This is a genomic window from Nonomuraea sp. NPDC004580, from assembly GCF_040609855.1.
Lineage (GTDB): Bacteria > Actinomycetota > Actinomycetes > Streptosporangiales > Streptosporangiaceae > Nonomuraea > Nonomuraea salmonea.
This window is the reverse complement of the sequence record NZ_JBEXLH010000003.1, coordinates 136,309-156,263: the sequence shown is the minus strand read 5'-3', so window position 1 is coordinate 156,263 and position 19,955 is coordinate 136,309. Positions and strand designations below refer to the sequence as shown.

The following is a 19,955-nucleotide window of genomic DNA, read 5'->3' as shown; positions in this document are numbered from 1 at the left end:
TCGGCGTAGCGCAGCTCCGGGCGACCGGATTCTGCAGTACATCATCGACGATGGGCATGTACGGACGGAAGCCCCCGCCGCGGCCCTGTCGCCTCTAGGGTCTACGCATCCTGTCAAAGTCGCTCCACATTGCGCAGCAAGATCAGGTTACAGCGCCAGATCGCCGGGGCGGATCCCGCCACGACCTCTGGGCCCCTACTGGCCCTTGGCCGCGCGCTTGGCCTCCTGTTTGGCCGCCCGCACGCGGGCCAGGCTGTCGGCGTCGACCACGTCGGCCACCGACCGGTACGACCCCTCCTCGCCGTAGAGTCCGGCTGCTTCACGCCAGCCTGACGGCTGGACCCCCAACTGCTTGCCCAGCAATGCCAAAAAGATCTGGGCCTTCTGCTTGCCGTATCCCGGCAGGGCGATGAGTCGTTTCACCAATTCTTGACCGTCGGCGGCGTCGGCCCAGATGTTCTCGGGCCGTCCGTCGTAGTGCTCGACGATATAGGCAGCCAGCTGCTGGATGCGGGCCGCCATGGATTTGGGGTAGCGATGCACGGCCGGCTTGTCCGCGAGCAGGGCGGTGAACGCCTCGGGGCCGTAGGAGGCGACCTCCTGCGCGGTCAGGTCGCGCCCGAGCCGCTCGGAGATCGTGTACGGCCCCGTGAACGCCCATTCCATGGGGATCTGCTGGTCGAGCAGCATGCCGACGAGCAGGGCGAACGGGCTGCGGCCGAGGAGCTCATTCGCCTCGCTCCGCTGGGCGAGCTGGATGCGCATGGAGACAGCTTTGCATGAAAGCTCACCCGGTGAAGTGAACACAGGCCGCGCGGAGCCTTGACACGCGCCCGAGAAAAGGTGGAATGGGAGCGCAAGTCGCCCTGCAGACATTCCTGGGGGTTTGCCCCTACGGTTCCAGAGGAATCTCACTCCTATGCTCGCTCTGGCCACACGGTTCCTGCGGGAGCCGGTCAGTCTCAGGCTGGCCGAAGAGTTCCTGACCGTGCCCGTGGACACGATCGACCGATGCGTGGCCGACGTGTGCGCGTGCGCCCAGCACCTGGGCATCTCGGCGACACCCGAGATCGTGGAACGCATCGCCCGGGAGCACCTGCTCGCGATCGTCAACTCCGCGCCGCCGCCGCGCGGCAACCGCTGACCCCGGGGCGCCGGCGCACGGCGTCCCAAGACGGCGTGACAAGCGTGAAGCGTCCTGATCGGCGTGTCCGTCTCGTGTCCGTCTCGATCGCCGCCGCCGATAACATCGAGGTCACCGGGCCGTGTTCTCCGCACCGTCCGCGCCCGGAATACGAGAGAGTGAGGGTGTGCGCCGACACCGACGAGATCCCCAGGAGAGCACCCCTCCTGACGACGTGTTCAAGGAGATGGTGCAGGCGGCTCGTGAGTTGCTGGCCGTACGCACCCCCCTCGACGCGGAGCTGATGGTCTCCGACATGATCGGCGCCTGGTGGGGCAGGCGGGTCAGAGGCGGCGACGTCGAGCAGGTGCTCGGCGAAGGGCTGGTCGACTACGCCGCCAAGGCCGGCACCCCGGCCTCGCTCACGCTGCTCATCTGCCTGGCCTATCTCGGCACCGCCCGCCAGGGCGCCAAGGCGGAGGGCGCGGCGCTGGCGATGATGGAGTCGGGTGTGGCGCGCCCCGGCTGGGCCGACCGGGTCGGCGCGGTCAAACCGGCCGGCTGCTACGTCTCCCGCGACGCCTACGGCGACCAGGACACGGTGATCTGCACCTTCGCCTACCGCTGGAGCGACAGCGAGCAGCCGATGGACCGCCACGCGCTGGTCCTGGTGGTCGACTACAACATGAGCGGCATGGCCCGCGACGCCTGGGTCTCCTCACAGGTCGACAAGCTGCTTGAGCAGGCCAGGGCCGAGGCGGCGGGCAATCCGCTGCTGCTGTTCGAGGAGATCGAGCCCGACCAGGCCAGGGCGCTGCTGGAGTCGGCGATGAAGGCCACCAGAGAGCCGAAGACGCCGCCGCCGGTGAGCGACAGCTACAGCGCCTACCACGCCTTCGCCAGGGCCAGGCTCAAGGCGCTGCCGCCGGGGCGCAAGCGTCCCGCGCCGCTGCACACCGAGGCCCCCTACAGCAGGGAGCGGCGGGCCATGCTGGCGGCGGAGTTCCTCGCCTCCGACGCGGCCGAGCACCTGTCCGACCCCTCGGCGGCCTCGCGCTGCGCCGACCACATCATCGACTACGGCTGCGACCAGGACTTCAACCGGCCGCTGCGGGTGAGCCCGACCAAGTGCGAGACGTTCCTGCTCGACTGGCTGCCGCGCAAGGTGATGCTGAGCGAGGCGGAGCAGGAGGCGATGCCGCACGTGCTGGCGGCCTGGGTGCGCTTCGCGGCGCGCCGCACGGGGCTGCCCGAGCAGGGGCTCAAGGCCACGCTCGACGCGGTGTGGGAGGCGATCGGGAAGTTCCCCGAGGCCTACCGCGACCCGACGACGTTCGGGCTCGACCGGCCGCTGCTCGAAAGGCTCCTGCCCGACGGCGACCTGTCGGCGCTGGCCAGGCGGGCCTTCGCCTTCCCCTATCTGCAGGGCACCCACAACGGCATCGACCTCGACCGGCTCGACCCGGCCGACGCCGCCGACCGCCGTACGTTACTCGAGATCGACCACGGCACCGTGATCGACCAGGAGCACCTGGCCTGGCACGAGGAGATCGCGAGCCGGCTGTGGGACGGCGACCCGCCGCAGCTGTGGGAGGCCGCGCAACGGCTGCTCGACCTCGGCCACGACCGCCACGACGTGCTCCACGTCCTGATCGAGATCGTCGAGCGGATCGGCGGCCATCCCGACGAGCTGGCGGCGGCGCTCGACGACATCGCGGACATCCCCGACGAGTTCTAGAGTCTTCCTCCATGGCGATGTACCGGCGACTCACCCGTGCTGATCAAGCGGGCCGCTACCTGGCCTCCGAGCACACCCAGGGTCCTTGGGACCCGCGCACGCAGCACATGGGGCCGGTCGCCGCGCTGATCGCGCACGAGGTGGCCCAGACCGCGCCGCGCCCGGGGCTGGAGCCGTCCCGGCTGGTGGCCGAGGTGTTCGCGCCGGTGCCCGTGGCCGAGTTGGAGGTCACGACCGACGTCGTACGCGACGGCAAGCGGGTGCAGTGCCTGTCGGCGAGCGTGTCGTCGGGCGGCCGCGAATACGTGAGGGCCACGGCCTGGCGCATCCGTACGGAGGAGATGCCCCCGGTGGGCGGCGCCGCACCGCCCGCTCCCCCGCACTCGCTGAAGCCCGACGGCTCCTGGCTGGCCACCGACTTCGGCTACGGGCGGGCGATGGAGTGGCGGTTCGTCGCGGGCGGCCCCGGTGAGACGGGCCCCGCGACCGCGTGGGGCAGGCTGCGCGTGCCGCTGGTCGAAGGCGAGGAGCCGGCGCCGTTCGAGCGGGTGGCGGTGCTCGCCGACAGCGGCAACGGCATCAGCGCCGCCCTCGGCTTCGACACGCACGTGTTCGTGAACGTCGATCTGACGATCTCGCTGTTCCGCGCGCCGGCGGGCGAATGGGTCTGCATGGACGCGGAGACCGTCGTCGGCCCGTCCGGCCGCGGCCTGACCCGGAGCACCCTGTACGACGAGAGCGGCGAGATCGGCGCGGCCACGCAGACGTTGTTCGTCGCGCCGAGGTAGCCGTACCCGCCATGATGGGTGCCATGGTGATCGACCTGAACGCTGACCTGGGCGAGGGTTTCGGCATCTGGCGGCTCGGCGACGACCTCGCGCTGCTCGACATCGTCACGAGCGCCAACGTGGCCTGCGGCTTCCACGCGGGCGACCCCGTGACGATCAGGCGCACGTGCGCGGCGGCCGTGGACCGCGGGGTGTCGATCGGGGCGCAGGTGTCCTATCGCGACCTGGCCCACTTCGGGCGCAGGGAGATGGAGGTCGAGCCGGAGGAGCTGTGCGCCGAGGTGCTCTACCAGCTCGCCGCCGTCGACGGCATCGCCAGGGCGATGGGCGGGCGGGTCTCCTACGTCAAGCCGCACGGCGCGCTCTACAACCGGATCTGCCGCGACGAGGAGCAGGCCACGGCGGTGATCGACGCGGTCGCCGACTACGACCCCTCGCTGCCGGTGCTGACCCTGCCGGGCTCGGTGGTGCACCGGGTGGCGGCGGCCGAGGGGGTGCCGACGGTGAGCGAGGCGTTCGCCGACCGGGCGTACACGCCGGCGGGCATGCTGGTGCCGCGCCGCGAGCCCGGGTCGGTCGTCCACGACCCCGAGGCGGTGGCCGCCCGCGCCCGCCAGATGGCCGTGGAAGGCTCTGTGACGGCCGCTGACGGCAGTTCCGTGCCTCTTTCCGCGCGTTCCATCTGCGTCCACGGAGACACCCCTGACGCGGTCAGGCTGGCGCAGGGGGTGCGCGACGCGCTGCTGGCCGCCGGAGTGGTCCTGCAGGCGTTCGCGTGATCCGCACGGCCGGGGAGCACGGGCTGCTCGTGGAGACGGGCTCGCTGGAGCTGTCGCACCGCGTCGACGCGGCGTTGCGTGCGGCGCGGCCGGCGGGCGTCGTGGAGATCGTGCCAGGGCCCGCGACGGTGCTGGTGGTGGCGCCGGGTGCGGATCAGGGGCGGTTGCGGGCGCGGCTCGAGTCGGTCGTCCGCGAGGAGAGCGGCAGGACGGCGGCGGACGAGGGTCGTGAACGGCCTGTCGTCACCATCCCCGTCGTCTATGACGGGGCCGACCTGGAGTCCGTGGCCGAGCTGGCCGGGATCTCCGTGGCGGAGGTGATCGACCGGCACACCGGGCGTGAGCTGGTGGTGGGGTGGCTGGGGTTCGCCCCCGGCTTCGCCTACCTGACCGGGCTCGACCCGGTGCTGGAGATGCCCAGGCTGGACACGCCGCGCACGTCGGTGCCCGCCGGGTCCGTGGCCGTCGCGGGGCCCTACTCGGCGGTCTATCCGACGGCGTCGCCGGGCGGGTGGCGGCTGCTCGGGCGGACGTCGGTGCGGGTGTGGGACGTGTCCGCCGATCCGCCGTCGCTGTTCAGGCCGGGCACGCGGGTGCGGTTCGAGGTCGCATGATCGAGGTCGTGGCGCCGGGTCCTTACGCGACCGTCCAGGATCTCGGGCGGCCGGGGTTCGCGCATCTGGGCGTGCCGTGTTCGGGCGCGGCCGACGCTCCTGCGTTGAAGCTGGCCAACCGGCTGGTCGGCAACGCCGAGTGGCCGGCCGGGATCGAGCTGACGTTCGGCGGGGCGCGGCTGCGGTTCGCCGACGCGGCCTGGGTGGCGGTGACGGGGGCGCCGCTGGAGGTGCGGGCGGCGGGCGCCTCCGGGGTGCGGCCCGGCATGGGGGCGCCGTTCTGGGTGCCCGCCGGAGCCGAGCTGATCTTCGGGATGCCCGGGACAGGGCTGCGTACGTACGTGGCGGTGCGCGGCGGCATCGCGGTCGAGCCGGTGCTCGGCAGCAGGTCGACCGATTCGCTGTCCGGGCTCGGGCCACCGCCGCTGCGGGCCGGCGACACGCTGCCGGTCGGCGGGGCCGACGGGCTGATCACCGTGGACCAGGCGCCCCTGCCGGGGCCGCGGCCCGCCGTGCTGCGGGTGGTGCCGGGGCCGCGCGACGACTGGTTCGCGGGCGGCGCGCTGGAGGTGCTGTGCGGGCGGCCGTACGAGGTGAGCCAGGACAGCAACCGCGTCGGCGTGCGGCTGCACGGACCCGAGCTGGCGCGGGCCAGGGAGGGCGAGCTGCCGAGCGAGGGCATGGTGACCGGGGCCGTGCAGGTGCCGCCGAGCGGGCAGCCGATCGTCTTCCTCGCCGACCACCCGCCCACCGGCGGCTACCCGGTGATCGCGGTGGTGCTGGACGCCGACCTGCCGGTGGCCGCCCAGCTGCGGCCAGGCGACCGGGTCCGCTTCACGCTCGCGCAGGGCCTCGCCCGTCCGGCCGGCCCGTGACGCACACGGCGGCTCAGCGGTCGAGCGTGCCCGTGACGCAGGTCGTGACCGCGCCGCCGACCCAGATGCGGCCCTCGGCGTCGGTGGAGACGTGCACGCGGCCCCGCCTGCCGATCACGGTGCCCTGCGCGGCGACGTAGGGGGCGTTCGCCCGGCCGGTGCGCAGCAGCCACTGGGCGAGCGCGGCGTTCAGGCTCCCGGTCACGGGGTCCTCGACGGTGGCGCCGTTCTGCGGGAAGAACGCCCGCACCTCGAACGCGCACTCCGACCCCTCGGGGTAGGGACCCACGACGCCGATGTCCTCCGGCACCGTGCCGGGGCGCAGCGCGAGCACCTGCCCGGCGTCCGCCAGCAGCACCCCGATCCAGTGGGGGCCGTTGGCGGCCCACTCGGCGGCCACGATGTCGGCCCGCTCGATGCCGAGCGCGGCGGCCACCCGGCCGAGCAGCTCCTCGTCCACCGGTCCCGAGCGGATCAGCGGCGGCGCCTCGAAGGCCAGGCCGTCGCCGGTGACGCGCAGCGGCACGAGCCCGGCCCCGCACTCCTGCACCACCTCGCCCTCCTTGCGCGGCACGCCGCCCGACTCCAGCCAGGCGTGGCAGGAGCCCAGCGTGGGATGCCCGGCGAAGGGCAGCTCCCGGTCAGGGGTGAAGATGCGCACCCGGTAGTCGGCCTCACCGCTGGTCGGCGGCAGCAGGAAGGTGGTCTCCGACAGGTTCGTCCATCGGGCGAAGCGCTGCATCTCCTCCGTGCTCAGCCCGTCGGCGTCGATGACGACCGCGAGCGCGTTGCCGAGGTACGGAGTGGCGGCGAAGACGTCGACCTGCGTGAATCTGCGAGACATACCCGGAGTCTCCCAGAGGGGTCTTTTCCGCCGCACGGGCGACCCCGCAGACTGGACGGCGTGGCGGACTTCGATGTGGTGGTCCTGGGCTCGGGACCGGGCGGGCAGAAGGCGGCGATCGCGGCCGCGAAACTCGGCAAGCGCGTGGCTGTGATCGAGAAACGGAACATGATCGGCGGCGTGTGCATCAACACGGGCACGATCCCGTCGAAGACGCTGCGCGAGGCCGTCCTCTATCTGACGGGGCTCAACCAGCGGGAGCTGTACGGCGCCAGCTACCGCGTCAAGGACGAGATCACGGTCACCGACCTCGGCATGCGCACCCAGCACGTGATCGGCCGCGAGATCCAGGTGATCCGCGCGCAGCTGGCCCGCAACCACGTGACGGTGCTCCAGGGCACCGGCCGCTTCCTCGACCCGTACACGATCGGCATCACCGGCGAGGACCAGGACGAGAAGAAGGTCACCGCCGACAAGATCGTGATCGCGACGGGCACCTCGCCGGCCCGGCCGGCGAGCGTCGAGTTCGACGACAAGACCGTGATCGACTCCGACGCGATCCTGCGGCTCGACCGGGTGCCCGAGACGCTGGTCGTCGTGGGCGCCGGGGTGATCGGCATCGAGTACGCCTCCATGTTCGCCGCGCTCGGCACCAAGGTGACCGTGATCGAGCGGCGCGAGCGCATGCTGGAGTTCTGCGACCTGGAGATCGTCGAGGCGCTGAAGTACCACCTGCGCGACCTCGCGGTCACCTTCAGGTTCGGCGAGAACGTGGCGGCCGTCGAGCGCCGCCCGCGCGGCGCGCTGACCCTGCTGGAGAGCGGCAAGATCATCCCGGCCGACTGCGTCATGTACTCGGCCGGCCGCCAGGGCAAGACCGCCGAGCTGTGCCTGGAGGCCGCCGGGCTGTCCGCCGACGACCGCGGCCGGATCAAGGTGGACGAGAACTTCGCCACCGAGGTGCCCCACATCTACGCCGTCGGCGACGTGATCGGCTTCCCCGCGCTGGCCGCCACCTCGATGGAGCAGGGCAGGCTGGCCGCGCAGCACGCCTGCGGCGAGCCGTCGGGCGACCTGGCCGAGCTGCCGCCCATCGGCATCTACACCATTCCCGAGATCAGCTTCGTCGGCTGCTCGGAGGACGAGCTGACCCGCGACAAGGTGCCGTTCGAGGTGGGCATCTCGCGCTACAGGGAGCTGGCCAGGGGGCAGATCATCGGCGACTCGTACGGCATGCTCAAGCTGCTGGTGTCCTCCGAGGACCGGCGGCTGCTCGGCGTGCACGTGTTCGGCACGGGCGCCACCGAGCTGGTGCACATCGGGCAGACCGTCATGGGGTGCGGCGGCACGGTCGACTACCTGGTCAACGCGGTGTTCAACTATCCGACGCTGGCGGAGTCGTACAAGGTGGCGGCGCTGGACGCGATGAACAAGATGCGCACGGTCGCCCGGCTCACCGCTGACCTGTAGCGCGCTCACCTGGCGAAGGCGATCTCCACCCTGCGGTTCTCGGCGCGGCCCGGGGGCGCCACCCGGTCGGAAGTCCGACCCGCCCGTGCGGAAACCCCAGGGGACTGATCAGTCCGTGGAGGGGCGGCGGTTGCGCGGTGCGGGCTTCTTGCGGCCCGCCACCAGCGTGTCTCCCGACGCGGTCGTGACCTCCTCGCCGTTACCCGGCTCCTTGGCCGTGGTACGCGGCTTCGGGTGGGGCGCGGTGTCCTCGGACGGGGAGGGGGTCTCCTCCGTCTTCGGAGCCGGTTCTGCTGGTTTCTCCTCGGGCTCCCTGAGCGCGGCGATCACGCGGTCGGCCTCGGTGTCGGCGGCGAACTCGTCGGCCGCCTGCGACTCCCTGCGCCTGATGACGACCATGTGATCGACCGACACGCGGCCCGCGCCGACGACGGCGAGCAGCAGGCTTGCCGCCCCGAGGAGGATGAGCTCGTTCAGGCTGATGGGATTGAGCGGGGGCGCGACCAGGAAGACGGCCAGCGCCTCGGCGAAGAGGATCAGCCCCGTGATGGAGACCGCGAGCCCGGCGATGAGCAGCGCGCCGCCGATGAGCTCGGCGAGCATGGTGACCGTGGCCCAGGCGCCGGGGGCGGGGGCGCCCTGCTCCAGGAACTTCGCCCCGGTGATCTTCAGGCCGTCTTCGAGCTTGGCCCAGCCGTTGGCGAAGAAGATCCCGCCCACGCCTAACCGGGCGACCAGCGCGGCAAGATCACGTAGGGACTGTTTCACGGTAGTTGTCTGCCCTGATCGGGACATGGCACACCTCAATCACGGCTGAGCAGCATGGCCACCACGACGGCGGTCAGGCTGAGCAGGACGACGCTCACGACCACGGTCGTGTGCAGGGCGTTGACGAAGGCCCACCGGGCGGCGTCGAGCAGCGCGCCGCCGGTCTGGCCGCCGAGCTGGTTCGCGACGTGGGCGGCCGAGGCGAGCGACTGGCGGGCCTCGTCCATGCCGCCCGCGGGCACGCCGGGGACGGACGGGAGCCCGGGGGCGTAGACGATGGCGGTGATCGTGCCGAGCACGGCCACGCCGAGTCCGGCGCCCAGCTCGTACGCGGTCTCCTCGATCGCCGCCGCGCCACCCGCCTGCGACTCGGAGGCCGCGGCCATGATCGTGTCGGACGCGGCGAGCAGCGCCACCTGCACACCGAAGCCGATGCCCACGAAGCAGCACGCGAGCATCACGGGATGCCCCTCGACGCCCCAGGTCAGCGTGGGGGTCAGGGAGAACGCGACGAGGCCGAGCCCGCCGCTCATCGTGGCCCGCATGCCGATCTTGGGCAGGATGTGGGCCGCGGCGAGACCGCCCGCGATGGCCGAGGCGACCAGGGGCAGCATGCGCAGCGCCGCGCGCACGGGGCTGTCGCCGAGCACGAGCTGCAGGTATTGGGCGAGCATGAGCTGCAGCCCGACCAGCGCGAACACGCCGAGCAGCACGCCGGTCACGCCGGTCGTGAACGACCGCCGCCGGAACAGGCCGACCTCCAGGAACGGCTCGCGCAACCGCGTCTGGCGGCGGACGAACGCCACCAGCAACCCCACCCCGGAGAAGAACACCAGCACCGAAGCCCACAGCGGCATGAGGCTGCCGGAGCCGGCCTCCTTCAGGCCGAAGGCCAGCGCCAGGATGCCGAGCACCGACAGGATCGCGCTGGCGACGTCCCATGGCCGGTCGGGGCGCTCGCGCGACTCGGGCAGCAGGCGTACGGCGGCGGGCAGCAGCACCAGCAGGATCGGCACGTTGATGAGGAAGACCGCGCCCCACCAGAGGCCGACGAGCACGCCGCCGATGAGCGGCCCGACGGCGGCGCCGGCGGCGGCGACCGCGCTCCAGACGCCGAGCGCGATGGCCCGCTCGCGCCGGTCGGTGAAGACCTGGCGGATCAGCGACAGCGTGGCCGGCATGATCATCGCGCCGCCCACGCCGAGCAGCGCCCTGGCGAGGATGAGCGTCAGCGGCGTCGGGGCGAACGCGGCTCCGGCCGAGGCCACCCCGAACAGCACGAAACCGCACAGCACCAGCCGCTTGCGGCCGTACTTGTCGCCCAGCGTGCCGAACATGATCAGCAGCGGCGCGACGACCAGCGAGTAGATGTCGATGATCCACAGGAGCTGCACCGCGGAGGGTTCGAGCGCGGCCGTGAGCGCGGGCACCGCGATGTGCAGGACGGTCGCGTCGACCGTGATGAGCAGCAGGCTCAGACAGAGCAGCACCAGGATGGACCAGCGGCGGTCACGAGGATCCCGGTCGGCGACGCGGACGAGGGGTGCGGCCTGTGTGACGGTCATGGGCCTCCTTGCAGGCCGATCCGAATCACAGGGCCCGCACGTGCTGGTAATCGACCGGGGGGCGGAAGCGCGGGGGGTGTCCTGGCTCCGGCGCTCCGGCTTGCGTGGCAGCTTAGGCCATGTCATGCACTTGTCATAGCGGTATCGGACGATCCACGACTGGCCCCGACCTCTCTAGAGAGATACAGCCATATGTCGGCATCTATCCATCGATCGAATCGGAGCCGATCATGGTACGTGTGGGGACCGACGGACGTGACACCACCACCCATCCCTCCGACCGGTCCTCCCGCGAATGGTGCGAAGAGGCCGTGACCAGGCTGAACGCCGGCCGCCCCGAGTCAGCACTCGAAGCCGCCAGGAACGCCGCCGACCGCGAGCCAGGCGCCGAGTGGCCGTACCGGCTCATCAGCCTCGCCCACGAGCGGCTCGGCCGCGACGCCGACGCCCTGCCCGCAGCCGAACGGGCCGTGGCACTCTCGCGCGGCTCGTGGCCCGCCCGGCTGCGCCTCGCCGCGGTGCTGCGCCGGGTTCCCGGCCGCTGGCAGGAGGCCGTGGAGCACGCGATCCTGGCCGGGAAGTTCGCGCCCGAGCAGGCGGGACCCGCCGTCATGCTGGGCGACCTGGCGCTGCTGCGCGGCGAGCACGTACGTGCCGCGCGCTCGTACCGGGCGGCGCTCGCGCTCGACCCTGAAAACCCGCAGGCCCGCGTCAACCTGGGCCTGGCCCTGCTGCGGTGGGATCCGCCGCGCGCCCACCACGACCCGGCCTGGCCGGTGGTGCCGCGCGAGACAGGGCGGGCCAGGCGGGCGCTGGAGGTCTGGTCGCGCCAGGTGAGGCTGCTGCTCGCGGTGGCCACGCTGGCCGTCGCGGCGTGCGCGCTGCTGCTGGACTGGGGCGCGCAGGCGCGGCTCGGCGGGTTCGCGGTGCTGGTCCTGCTGGTGCCGCTCACCGTCCGGCAGGCGCGGCGGGTGGCGGTCTGGTCGTACGCGAGGGCCATGCTGCGCCGGGACCCCTGTCTCGGAGTGTCGGTGGCGTCGGCGGCCCTGGCGGTGCCGGCGTTCGCGGCCTGGCTGCTGCTGGGCGCGGTACCGGCTTTGCCGCGCGCCTTCGACCCGGTGTGGGCGGGGCTGGCCGGTTACGTGGTGCTGAGCTGGCCGGCGCTGGCGGGCGTACGGGCGCTGGCGGAGACGTGGCGGGGGCGTCCGCTGCCGGCGCTGGCCGAGACGCTGCCCGCGCGGGCGGCCGAGCGGGCGGCCAGGCGGAACACCGGCGTGCTGCTGTGGATCGTGCTGGGCAGGACGTGGTCGGTGCTGGTGCTGCTGGTGGCCGGGGCACTGGTGGTGGAGCCGCGGGCGGTGGTGGCCGCCGTCGTGGCGCCGTACCCGCTGGTGCGGGGGTATCTGCGGGCGCGGGGGCACGGTGACAGGGCGCTGGCCGTCGCGTCGGCGCTGGTGGTGCTGGGCGCGGTGGCGTGCGCGGCGGGCGGTCTGCTGGGACAGGCGTGGGGGTGGCGCGCTGGGCTGGGCGCGCTGCTCGCGGCGGCGGCGGTGTTCGCGGGCCGCGCGCTGCTCGCCTGGTGGCGCGGCGGTCCCGGGCCGTGGCGCTCCTCGATGCTCATGTGCGACCTGCCGATGGGAGCGGAGCCGTCGGTCCCGCTCGACTCCGACGTCCGCCAGACCTTCTCCTTCGCCCGCAGCATCGTCCTGTCGTACGGCGACGCGCTCGGGCCCCGGGTCGCCGGCGCGGTGGCGACCGTCACCTCGGCCGGCGAGCTACGGCTGATCGCCGAGACCGAGGCGTGGCAGGCCATCGAGGACGACCCGCGGGTGGCGGTGTTCGCCGCGGACCCGTTGCAGCGGCGGTTCTGGGTGGAGGTGCGCGGCGTGGCGCAGGCCGACTCCGACGTGTTGTGGGTGACGCCCAAGCAGGTGCTCGTCGGCGAGTTCCCCGGGCGGCACCAGCGCCGCTGAGTAGAATGTTGTTCTATGCGGATTCTGCGCACCCCTGACGAGCGCTTCGCCGGATTGCCCGGCTTCCCCTACGAGCCGCACTACGCCGAGGTCGGCGACGGGCTGCGGATGGCGTACGTCGAGGCGGGCCCCGCCGACGGCGAGCCCGTCGTCCTGCTGCACGGCGAGCCGAGCTGGTCCTTCCTCTACCGGCACGTCATTCCCGAACTGACCGCGGCGGGGCTGCGCGCCATCGCGCCCGACCTGATCGGGTTCGGCCGCTCCGACAAGCCCGCCGAGCAGACCGGCCATACCTACGCCAGGCACGTCGAGTGGACCAGGGCCCTGCTGTTCGACGCGCTCGGCCTGACCGGCGTGACGATCGCCGGCCAGGACTGGGGCGGCCTCATCGGGCTGCGCATCGCCGCCGAGCACCCCGGCCGGGTGGCGCGGATCGTCGCGGCCAACACGGGCTTGCCGACGGGTGACATTCCCATGCCCGAGGTGTGGCACCGGTTCAGGGACGCGGTGCGCAAGGCGCCGGTGCTGGACATCGCCCGGCTGATCCAGGCGGGCTGCACGACCAAGCTGGCGCCCGAGGTGCGGGCGGCCTACGACGCGCCGTTTCCGGACGAGTCCTACAAGGCGGGGCCGCGCGCCATGCCCGGTCTCGTGCCCAACACGCCCGACGACCCCGCGGCGCCCGCCAACCGCGCTGCCTGGGAGATCCTCACCACGCTCGACCGGCCGGTGCTGGTGGCCTTCTCCGACAGCGACCCGATCACCGGCGGCATGGCGCCCGTGCTCAAGAGGTCGCTGCGCGGCGCCGCGGGCCTGCGGCATCCCGAGATCAAAGGCGCGGGGCACTTCCTGCAAGAGGACGCGGGCGCCGAGCTCGGCCGCCGGATAGCCCTTTTCGTGACCTCCACCTAGCGTGTCAGGACCGCCCAACTGTCGGCCTGGTGCGGTATAACCGGGGGCGGACCGGGGAGGCGTGATGCGTGAGTCCGGCAGGACCCAGACCGCGGGGAGGGCCGCGGCGCGGGATCTGTTCGAGAAGGTTCGGCTGCGTTATTTCCAGATTCCCCCGGCCGTGCGCCGGGTCCTCTACGCGGTCGTGCTCGTGGCCGCCATGGGCGTGGGCGCGGCACTCGGCTGGGACCTTCTCGACACCTTCCCCCTGGTCGTGCTGCTGCTCGCCTTCGTGGCGCTGACCATGCGCTTCCCCAGGGCCGCCGCTACCATGCTGGTCGTCGCGGGCTGGGTGGTGCTGGCGCTGCCGCTCTTCTCCGCGCTGTTCGGTCCCGGCGCCGGGGCCGTGCACCTCATGGTCGCGCTGTCGCTGCCCGTCGCCGGCGCCGCCCACTTGATTCGCTGGGTGACGCCGTGGCTGACCACGCTGATGGCGCTCGCCCCCGCAGGAGTGCTCGGCGCCCTGGTCGCCTTCGCCTTCTCCTCCATCGCTGCCGCGGTATGGGTCGCGTACGCCGCCGCAGCGGCCGTGCTCGTGCAGCGGTTCCTGGTGGCCCGCCGGGTCAAGGCCGAGACCGCCGCCGCGGAGGAGCAGCAGGTACGCGTCAGGGTGCGCGAGGGCCGCCCGGAGTCGCCCCAGGACAAGCAGGGCGCGCCGCCGCAGATCTCCGTCGAGGAGGCGCTGGGCGAGCTGGAGAGCATGATCGGCCTGCAGCCGGTCAAAGAGCAGGTGCGCTCGATCGCCGCCTCCATCGAGGCCGGCCGCCTGCGCGCCGAGGCCGGCTACACCACCGGCCGCCCCACCAGGCACTTCGTCTTCGTCGGGCCGCCCGGCACCGGCAAGACCAGCGTCGCCCGCGCACTCGCCAAGATCTTCTACGCGTTCGGCCTGCTGGAGACCCCCTACGTCGTCGAGGCGCAGCGGGCCGACCTGGTGGGCGAGTTCCTGGGCGCGACCGCGATCAAGACCAACGAGCTGGTCGACCGGGCGCTCGGCGGCGTGCTGTTCATCGACGAGGCGTACGGGCTGGTCAACTCCTCCGACGGCCAGCCCGACCGGTTCGGCGCCGAGGCCGTGCAGACCCTGCTCAAGCGGGCCGAGGACGACCGTGACCGGCTGATCATCATCCTGGCCGGCTACGAGCAGGAGATGAGCGCGTTCCTGTCCAGCAATCCCGGGCTGGCCAGCAGGTTCGCCACCCGGGTGCGCTTCCCCGGCTACTCCCCCGCCGAGCTGGTCGAGGTCACCGAGCTGCTGCAGCGCCGCAGGGGCGACACGATGGTGCCCGAGACCCGGCGCGCGCTGCTCGGCCTCTACGAGGACGTCCACCGCCGCGGCCTGGTCGACGAGCTGGGCAACGCCCGCTTCGCCCGCAGCCTGGTCGAGGCCGCCGCGCAGGCCCGCGACGTGCGGGTGGTGGGCGCCGGCGGCACCCCGACCACGCAGGACCTCGTCACCACCACCACGCCCGACGTCACCAAGGCGTTCGACGAGCTGACCGCCCGCTTCCGCGGCTACGTCGCCACGCCCACGCTGGAGGAGGCGCTCGCCGACCTCGACAGGATGGCCGGGCTTGCCCCGGTCAAGCGGCAGGTGCACGCGATCGCCGCCCAGCTCCAGGTGGCCAGGATGCGTCAGGAGCGCGGCCTGCCCACGCCGCAGCAGATGCGCCACTTCGTCTTCACCGGCCCGCCGGGCACCGGCAAGACCACGGTCGCCCGCGTGCTCGGCCGCGTCTTCGCCGCGCTGGGTCTGCTGCCCAGGCCGGACGTTGTCGAGGCGCACCGCGCCGACCTGGTCGGCCAGCACCTCGGCGCGACCGCGATCAAGACCAACGAGCTGGTCGACCGGGCGCTCGGCGGCGTGCTGTTCATCGACGAGGCCTACAGCCTGGTCAATCCCGGTTACCAGGGCGGCGACGCGTTCGGCGCCGAGGCCGTGCAGACCCTGCTCAAGCGGGCCGAGGACGACCGCGACCGGCTCGTCATCGTGCTGGCCGGCTACGAGCGCGAGATGGACGCCTTCCTCGCCACCAACCCCGGCCTGGCCAGCCGCTTCAACCAGCGCGTCGCCTTCCCCAGCTACTCGCCCGCCGAGCTGTCGCAGATCGCGGTGCTGCTGGCCGAGAAGTCCGGCGACACCTTCGACGACGAGGCGCTGAGCAGGCTCGACGAGGTGTTCGCCTGGGTGTGCGAGGAGCGGCTGATCGACGGGCTCGGCAACGGCCGCTTCGCGCGTTCGCTGTTCGAGCGCGCGGCCATGCGCCGCGACGTGCGACTGGCCGCCCACGCGGCGCGCGGCGGCTCGGCCAGCGCGGCCGACCTCACCACGATCACCAGTGAGGACGTCCGCACGGCCGTGGATGAGCTGGCCGGACGCTGAGAGCCGGACGCTGAGAGCCGGACGCTGAGAGCCGGGCGCTGACTTTCTTTGACGCTTGAGGTGCGCCGCGCCCATCACATCGTGTAGCTATATGACTACGATGGGCCACATTCAGTGGCGTGTCGTATCTGTGGCCGCGTAGGAGGGGGAGCGATGGCGGGGTTCCTGGCCCGCAGGCTGCTCAACTACGCCGTGCTCGTCGTCATGGCCGCCAGTCTCGCCTACCTGCTGGCGGCCATGGCGCTCGACCCGCGCTCCAACTACGCCGACCGCACGCCCAAGCCGCCGCCCGGCGTCGTGGACGCCCAGCTCACGGCGCTCAACCTCAACGACAAGACACCGCTGCTGCAGCGCTACGCCACGTGGGCGGGCGGGGTGCTGCGCGGCGACTTCGGCAAGACGGTCGCGGGCTCGCCGGTCAACGAGGATCTCAAGCGCCGCATGGGCGTGACGTTCCGGCTGGTCATCCTGGGCCTGGTGTGCGGCAGCCTGCTCGGCGTGCTCACCGGCGCGCTGGCCGCGGTCCGCCAGTACGGCTGGTTCGACCGGCTGTCCACCGGTGTGTCGTTCCTGGTGCTGGCGATCCCCGTGGTCGTGCTGGCCAACATGCTGATCCTGGTGGCGTCGTGGGCCAACGAGGACCTGTTCGGCCGGCCGGTGCTGCTGGTCAGCGGCGAGTACAGCGACGGCCTGACCACCGGCTTCTGGGGGCACGTGGTCGACCGGCTGCAACACCTGATCCTGCCGACGATCTCGCTGTCGGTCGGGCTGATCGCGGTGTTCAGCCGCTACCAGCGCAACATGATGCTCGACGTGCTCGACGCCGACTTCGTCCGCACCGCCCGGGCCAAGGGGCTGAGCAGGCGCAAGGCGCTGACCCGCCACGCGCTGCGCACGGCGATGATCCCGGTGGTGACCTATTTCGCGTTCACCTTCGGCGCGCTGCTGACCGGGGCCACGTTCACCGAGAAGATCTTCGGCTGGCACGGTCTGGGCGAGCAGCTGATCAACTCGATCTTCAGCAACGACGTCAACACCGTCGCCGCCATCTCGCTGCTGGCCGCCATCGCCGTGCTGTGCGCCTCGCTGGCCGCCGACCTGCTGCAGGCCGCGCTCGATCCGAGGGTGCGCGCCGGATGACGCTGTCCGAGGAGGAGCTGGCGGAAGAGCTGTCCGACGGCACGCTGACCAGGGCGCCGTCCAGGACGCGAGTGGTCGCCGGCCGGTTCTTCCGCTCCACGCAGGGGCGCGTCGGGTTCGCGGTGCTGGCGCTGATGTTCCTGCTGGCGTTCGTGGGCCCGCTGTTCAGCCCGTGGACCTACACCGACAAGGACTTCACCGCGTTCCTGCAGCCGCCGTCGGCGCGCCACTGGTTCGGAACGCTCCAAACGGGCTCGGACGTCTTCGCCGTCACCCTGCGCGGCATGCAGAAGTCGCTGGTCGTGGGGCTGCTGGCGGCGCTGGTCTCCACGGCGCTGGCGGCGGTCGTGGGCGCGTTCGCCGGCTATTTCCTCGGCTGGACCGACCGGGCGCTGAGCTGGCTGACCGACCTGCTGCTCGTGCTGCCGGCGTTCCTCATCCTGGCGATCCTGTCGCCGTTGTTCGGCTCCGGCCAGTGGCCGCTGTTCGTGATCATGCTGGCGCTGTTCCTGTGGATGGTGACCTCGAAGATCGTGCGCGGGATGTCGATCTCGCTCAAGGAGCGCGAGTTCGTGCAGGCCGCCCGCTACATGGGCGTGCCGCCGGTGCGGATCATCTTCCGCCACATCATCCCCAACCTGTCCTCGCTGCTCATCGTGGACGCCACGCTCAACGTCAGCAGCGCCATCCTCACCGAGACCTCGCTGTCGTACTTCGGGTTCGGCATCCAGCCGCCCGACGTGTCGTTCGGCACGCTCATCGCCGACGGCTCCAAGACCGCGGTCTACGCGCCGTGGACGTTCTGGTTCGTGGCCGGGCTGCTGGTGGTCACGGTGCTGGCGGTCAACCTCGTCGGCGACGCGCTGCGCGACGCCTTCGACCCGTCCTCGTCCCGGGGGGCGCGATGAAACCGGTGCTGGAGGTCGGCGACCTGACCGTGTCGTTCGGCGGCGTGCCCGCCGTACGCGGGGTCAGCTACGCCGTACGTCCTGGCGAGGTGCTCGGCATCGTCGGCGAGTCGGGCTCCGGCAAGTCGCTGACCTGCGCCGCGGTGATGGGCCTGCTGCCGCCCCGAGCCCGGGTCACCGGCTCCGTGCGCCTGCACGGCCGCGAGCTGATCGGCGCCCCCGACCGCGCGCTCAACGCCTTCCGCGGCAAGACCATGTCGATGGTCTTCCAGGACCCGCTGTCCGCGCTCACCCCGGTCTACCGGGTGGGCGACCAGATCGCCGAGGCCGTCCGCGTGCACCAGCGGGTCAGCAAGGAGAGCGCGCTGGTCAAGGCCGTCGAGCTGCTCGACCTCGTCGGCATCCCGCACCCCTCGGAGCGGGCGCTGGCCTTCCCGCACGAGTTCTCCGGCGGCATGCGGCAGCGCGTGGTGATCGCGATGGCCATCGCCAACGACCCCGACGTGATCATCTGCGACGAGCCGACCACAGCGCTCGACGTCACCGTGCAGGCGCAGGTGCTGGAGGTGCTCAAGCGGGCCCAGGCCAAGACCGGCGCCGCGATCATCATGATCACCCACGACCTGGGGGTGGTGGCCGGGTTCGCCGACCGGGTGCTCGTCATGTACGCCGGCCGGCCCGTCGAGGTGGGCGGCGTGGACGACGTCTTCTACCGGACGCGGATGCCGTACACGGTGGGGCTGCTCGGCTCGATCCCGCGCGTCGACACCGGCGCCAGGCAGCCGCTGACGCCCATCGAGGGCAACCCGCCCTCGCCCGCCGAGCTGCCGCCCGGCTGCCCTTTCGCGCCGCGCTGCCCGATGCGCATCGACGAGTGCGACGCCGCCGAGCCGCCGCTGTACGACGTCGGCGAGGGCCATCGGGCGGCCTGCATCCGCTGGCAGGAGGTGCATCCCAGGCCGCCCGGCAGGCACGCCGCTCCGGAGGAGGGCGTGCGGCTGCGGGCGCGCGGCGAGCGGCCGGTGCTGGAGGTGCGCCACCTCGTCAAGGACTACCCGCTGCTCAAGGGCGCGGTCTTCAAGCGCCGGGTGGGCACCGTGCACGCGGTGGCCGGCGTCAGCTTCGACATCCGGCAGGGCGAGACGTTCGGCCTGGTCGGCGAGTCGGGCAGCGGCAAGACCACCACGCTGACGCAGATCCTTGAGCTGGCCGCGCCCCAGGAGGGCTCCGTCGTCGTGCTCGGCCACGACACCGCGCACCTCACCAGGGCCGAGCGCACCGAGATCCGCCGCGACATGCAGGTCGTCTTCCAGGACCCGCTGGCCTCGCTCGACCCCCGCATGACCGTGCACGACATCCTGGCCGAGCCGCTGCGCACCCACGGCAGGCCCGAGCCGGCCCGCCGGGTCGGCGAGCTGCTCACGCTCGTCGGCCTCGACCCCTCCCACGCCGCCCGCTACCCGCAGGACTTCTCGGGCGGTCAGCGCCAGCGCATCGGCATCGCCAGGGCGCTCGCGCTGGAGCCCCGGCTGCTGGTGCTGGACGAGCCGGTCTCGGCGCTCGACGTGTCGATCCAGGCCGGGGTGATCAACCTGCTCGACTCGCTGCGCACCAGGCTCGGACTGTCCTACCTGTTCGTGGCCCACGACCTCGCCGTCGTGCGGCACATCGCCGACCGGGTGGCGGTGATGTACCTCGGCAGGATCGCCGAGATCGGGCGGGTGGAGGCGGTCTACGGCACGCCGATGCATCCGTACACGCAGGCGCTGCTGTCGGCGATCCCGCTGCCCGACCCCGTACGCGAGCGCTCCCGCGAGCGCATCCTGCTCGAAGGCGACCTGCCGAGCCCCGCCCGTCCCCCCTCCGGCTGCCGCTTCCGCACCCGATGCCCCAAGTTCCGCGCCGAGCTGACCGACGCGGAGCGCCGGCTCTGCGTCCACGCCGAGCCCGAGGTGCGCATGCTGGGCGGCGAGGACCAGGGGGCGGCCTGCCACTACGCAGACAGGCGCGAAGTCGTCTAGACCTCGCTCGATCCG

17 protein-coding genes are annotated in these 19,955 nt (G+C 72.3%); 13 read left to right on the top strand and 4 right to left on the bottom strand.

Going from position 1 to position 19,955, the window contains the following annotated elements; all coding sequences use genetic code 11:
• Nucleotides 1–195 precede the first annotated feature (195 nt).
• Nucleotides 196–765, bottom strand: coding sequence for an HhH-GPD-type base excision DNA repair protein (locus tag ABZW11_RS05970; protein WP_355413115.1), 570 nt, complete (start codon nt 763–765; stop codon nt 196–198).
• A 154-nt stretch (nt 766–919) separates the two neighbouring features.
• Here ABZW11_RS05970 and ABZW11_RS05965 point away from each other — a divergent pair, with 154 nt between their 5' ends.
• The 6 genes from ABZW11_RS05965 to ABZW11_RS05940 all read left to right on the top strand — a co-directional run bounded on the left by ABZW11_RS05965 (nt 920) and on the right by ABZW11_RS05940 (nt 5,917).
• Entirely contained in the window at nt 920–1,144 is a 225-nt protein-coding gene (locus ABZW11_RS05965; protein WP_355413113.1) for a hypothetical protein, read from the top strand.
• A gap of 226 nt (nt 1,145–1,370) precedes the next feature.
• Nucleotides 1,371–2,861: a hypothetical protein gene (locus tag ABZW11_RS05960; RefSeq protein ID WP_355413534.1), complete on the top strand. Its 1,491-nt coding sequence runs from the start codon at nt 1,371–1,373 to the stop codon at nt 2,859–2,861.
• An 11-nt stretch (nt 2,862–2,872) separates the two neighbouring features.
• Complete coding sequence (locus ABZW11_RS05955) at nt 2,873–3,649, top strand: thioesterase family protein (RefSeq protein ID WP_355413111.1); 777 nt, start codon at nt 2,873–2,875, stop codon at nt 3,647–3,649.
• Nucleotides 3,650–3,672: 23 nt separating this feature from the next.
• The gene (locus tag ABZW11_RS05950; protein WP_355413109.1) at nt 3,673–4,428 is read left to right on the top strand and encodes a 5-oxoprolinase subunit PxpA; all 756 of its coding nucleotides are present in this window, start codon (nt 3,673–3,675) and stop codon (nt 4,426–4,428) included.
• Nucleotides 4,425–5,042, top strand: coding sequence for an allophanate hydrolase subunit 1 (locus tag ABZW11_RS05945; RefSeq protein ID WP_355413107.1), 618 nt, complete (start codon nt 4,425–4,427; stop codon nt 5,040–5,042). The genes ABZW11_RS05950 and ABZW11_RS05945 overlap by 4 nt, the downstream gene beginning before the upstream one ends.
• A complete protein-coding gene (locus ABZW11_RS05940; protein ID WP_355413105.1) occupies nt 5,039–5,917 on the top strand; it encodes a biotin-dependent carboxyltransferase family protein in 879 nt (292 codons plus the stop codon). The genes ABZW11_RS05945 and ABZW11_RS05940 overlap by 4 nt, the downstream gene beginning before the upstream one ends.
• Nucleotides 5,918–5,930: 13 nt before the next feature.
• Here the strand turns inward: ABZW11_RS05940 and ABZW11_RS05935 are convergent, their stop codons facing one another.
• Complete coding sequence (locus ABZW11_RS05935) at nt 5,931–6,761, bottom strand: PhzF family phenazine biosynthesis protein (protein ID WP_355413103.1); 831 nt, start codon at nt 6,759–6,761, stop codon at nt 5,931–5,933.
• Between the two features lie 60 nt (nt 6,762–6,821).
• On the opposite strand from ABZW11_RS05935, the gene sthA reads away from it, so the two are divergent.
• Nucleotides 6,822–8,231, top strand: coding sequence for a Si-specific NAD(P)(+) transhydrogenase (gene sthA / locus ABZW11_RS05930; RefSeq protein WP_355413101.1), 1,410 nt, complete (start codon nt 6,822–6,824; stop codon nt 8,229–8,231).
• Nucleotides 8,232–8,339: 108 nt separating this feature from the next.
• Here sthA and ABZW11_RS05925 read toward each other — a convergent pair whose 3' ends face one another.
• On the bottom strand, nt 8,340–8,999 hold the full coding sequence (locus ABZW11_RS05925) for a DoxX family membrane protein (protein ID WP_355413099.1): 660 nt from the start codon (nt 8,997–8,999) through the stop codon (nt 8,340–8,342).
• A gap of 35 nt (nt 9,000–9,034) precedes the next feature.
• The gene (locus tag ABZW11_RS05920) at nt 9,035–10,564 is read right to left on the bottom strand and encodes an MFS transporter (protein ID WP_355413097.1); all 1,530 of its coding nucleotides are present in this window, start codon (nt 10,562–10,564) and stop codon (nt 9,035–9,037) included.
• Nucleotides 10,565–10,875: 311 nt separating this feature from the next.
• On the opposite strand from ABZW11_RS05920, the gene ABZW11_RS05915 reads away from it, so the two are divergent.
• The 6 genes from ABZW11_RS05915 (at nt 10,876) to ABZW11_RS05890 (ending at nt 19,940) form a co-directional block, all read left to right on the top strand.
• Nucleotides 10,876–12,537, top strand: a complete 1,662-nt coding sequence (locus ABZW11_RS05915; protein ID WP_355413095.1) for a tetratricopeptide repeat protein — start codon at nt 10,876–10,878, stop codon at nt 12,535–12,537.
• Between the two features lie 15 nt (nt 12,538–12,552).
• Nucleotides 12,553–13,449: a haloalkane dehalogenase gene (locus ABZW11_RS05910; protein ID WP_355413093.1), complete on the top strand. Its 897-nt coding sequence runs from the start codon at nt 12,553–12,555 to the stop codon at nt 13,447–13,449.
• A gap of 64 nt (nt 13,450–13,513) precedes the next feature.
• Nucleotides 13,514–15,871, top strand: a complete 2,358-nt coding sequence (locus ABZW11_RS05905; protein WP_355413091.1) for an AAA family ATPase — start codon at nt 13,514–13,516, stop codon at nt 15,869–15,871.
• Between the two features lie 153 nt (nt 15,872–16,024).
• Nucleotides 16,025–17,011, top strand: coding sequence for an ABC transporter permease (locus tag ABZW11_RS05900; RefSeq protein ID WP_355413089.1), 987 nt, complete (start codon nt 16,025–16,027; stop codon nt 17,009–17,011).
• The gene (locus tag ABZW11_RS05895) at nt 17,008–17,919 is read left to right on the top strand and encodes an ABC transporter permease (protein ID WP_355413087.1); all 912 of its coding nucleotides are present in this window, start codon (nt 17,008–17,010) and stop codon (nt 17,917–17,919) included. Before ABZW11_RS05900 ends, ABZW11_RS05895 begins: the two co-directional genes overlap by 4 nt.
• Nucleotides 17,916–19,940 carry an ABC transporter ATP-binding protein gene (locus ABZW11_RS05890; RefSeq protein ID WP_355413085.1) on the top strand — a complete coding sequence of 675 codons (2,025 nt, stop codon included), beginning with the start codon at nt 17,916–17,918 and terminating at the stop codon, nt 19,938–19,940. Before ABZW11_RS05895 ends, ABZW11_RS05890 begins: the two co-directional genes overlap by 4 nt.
• Nucleotides 19,941–19,955 lie beyond the last annotated feature (15 nt).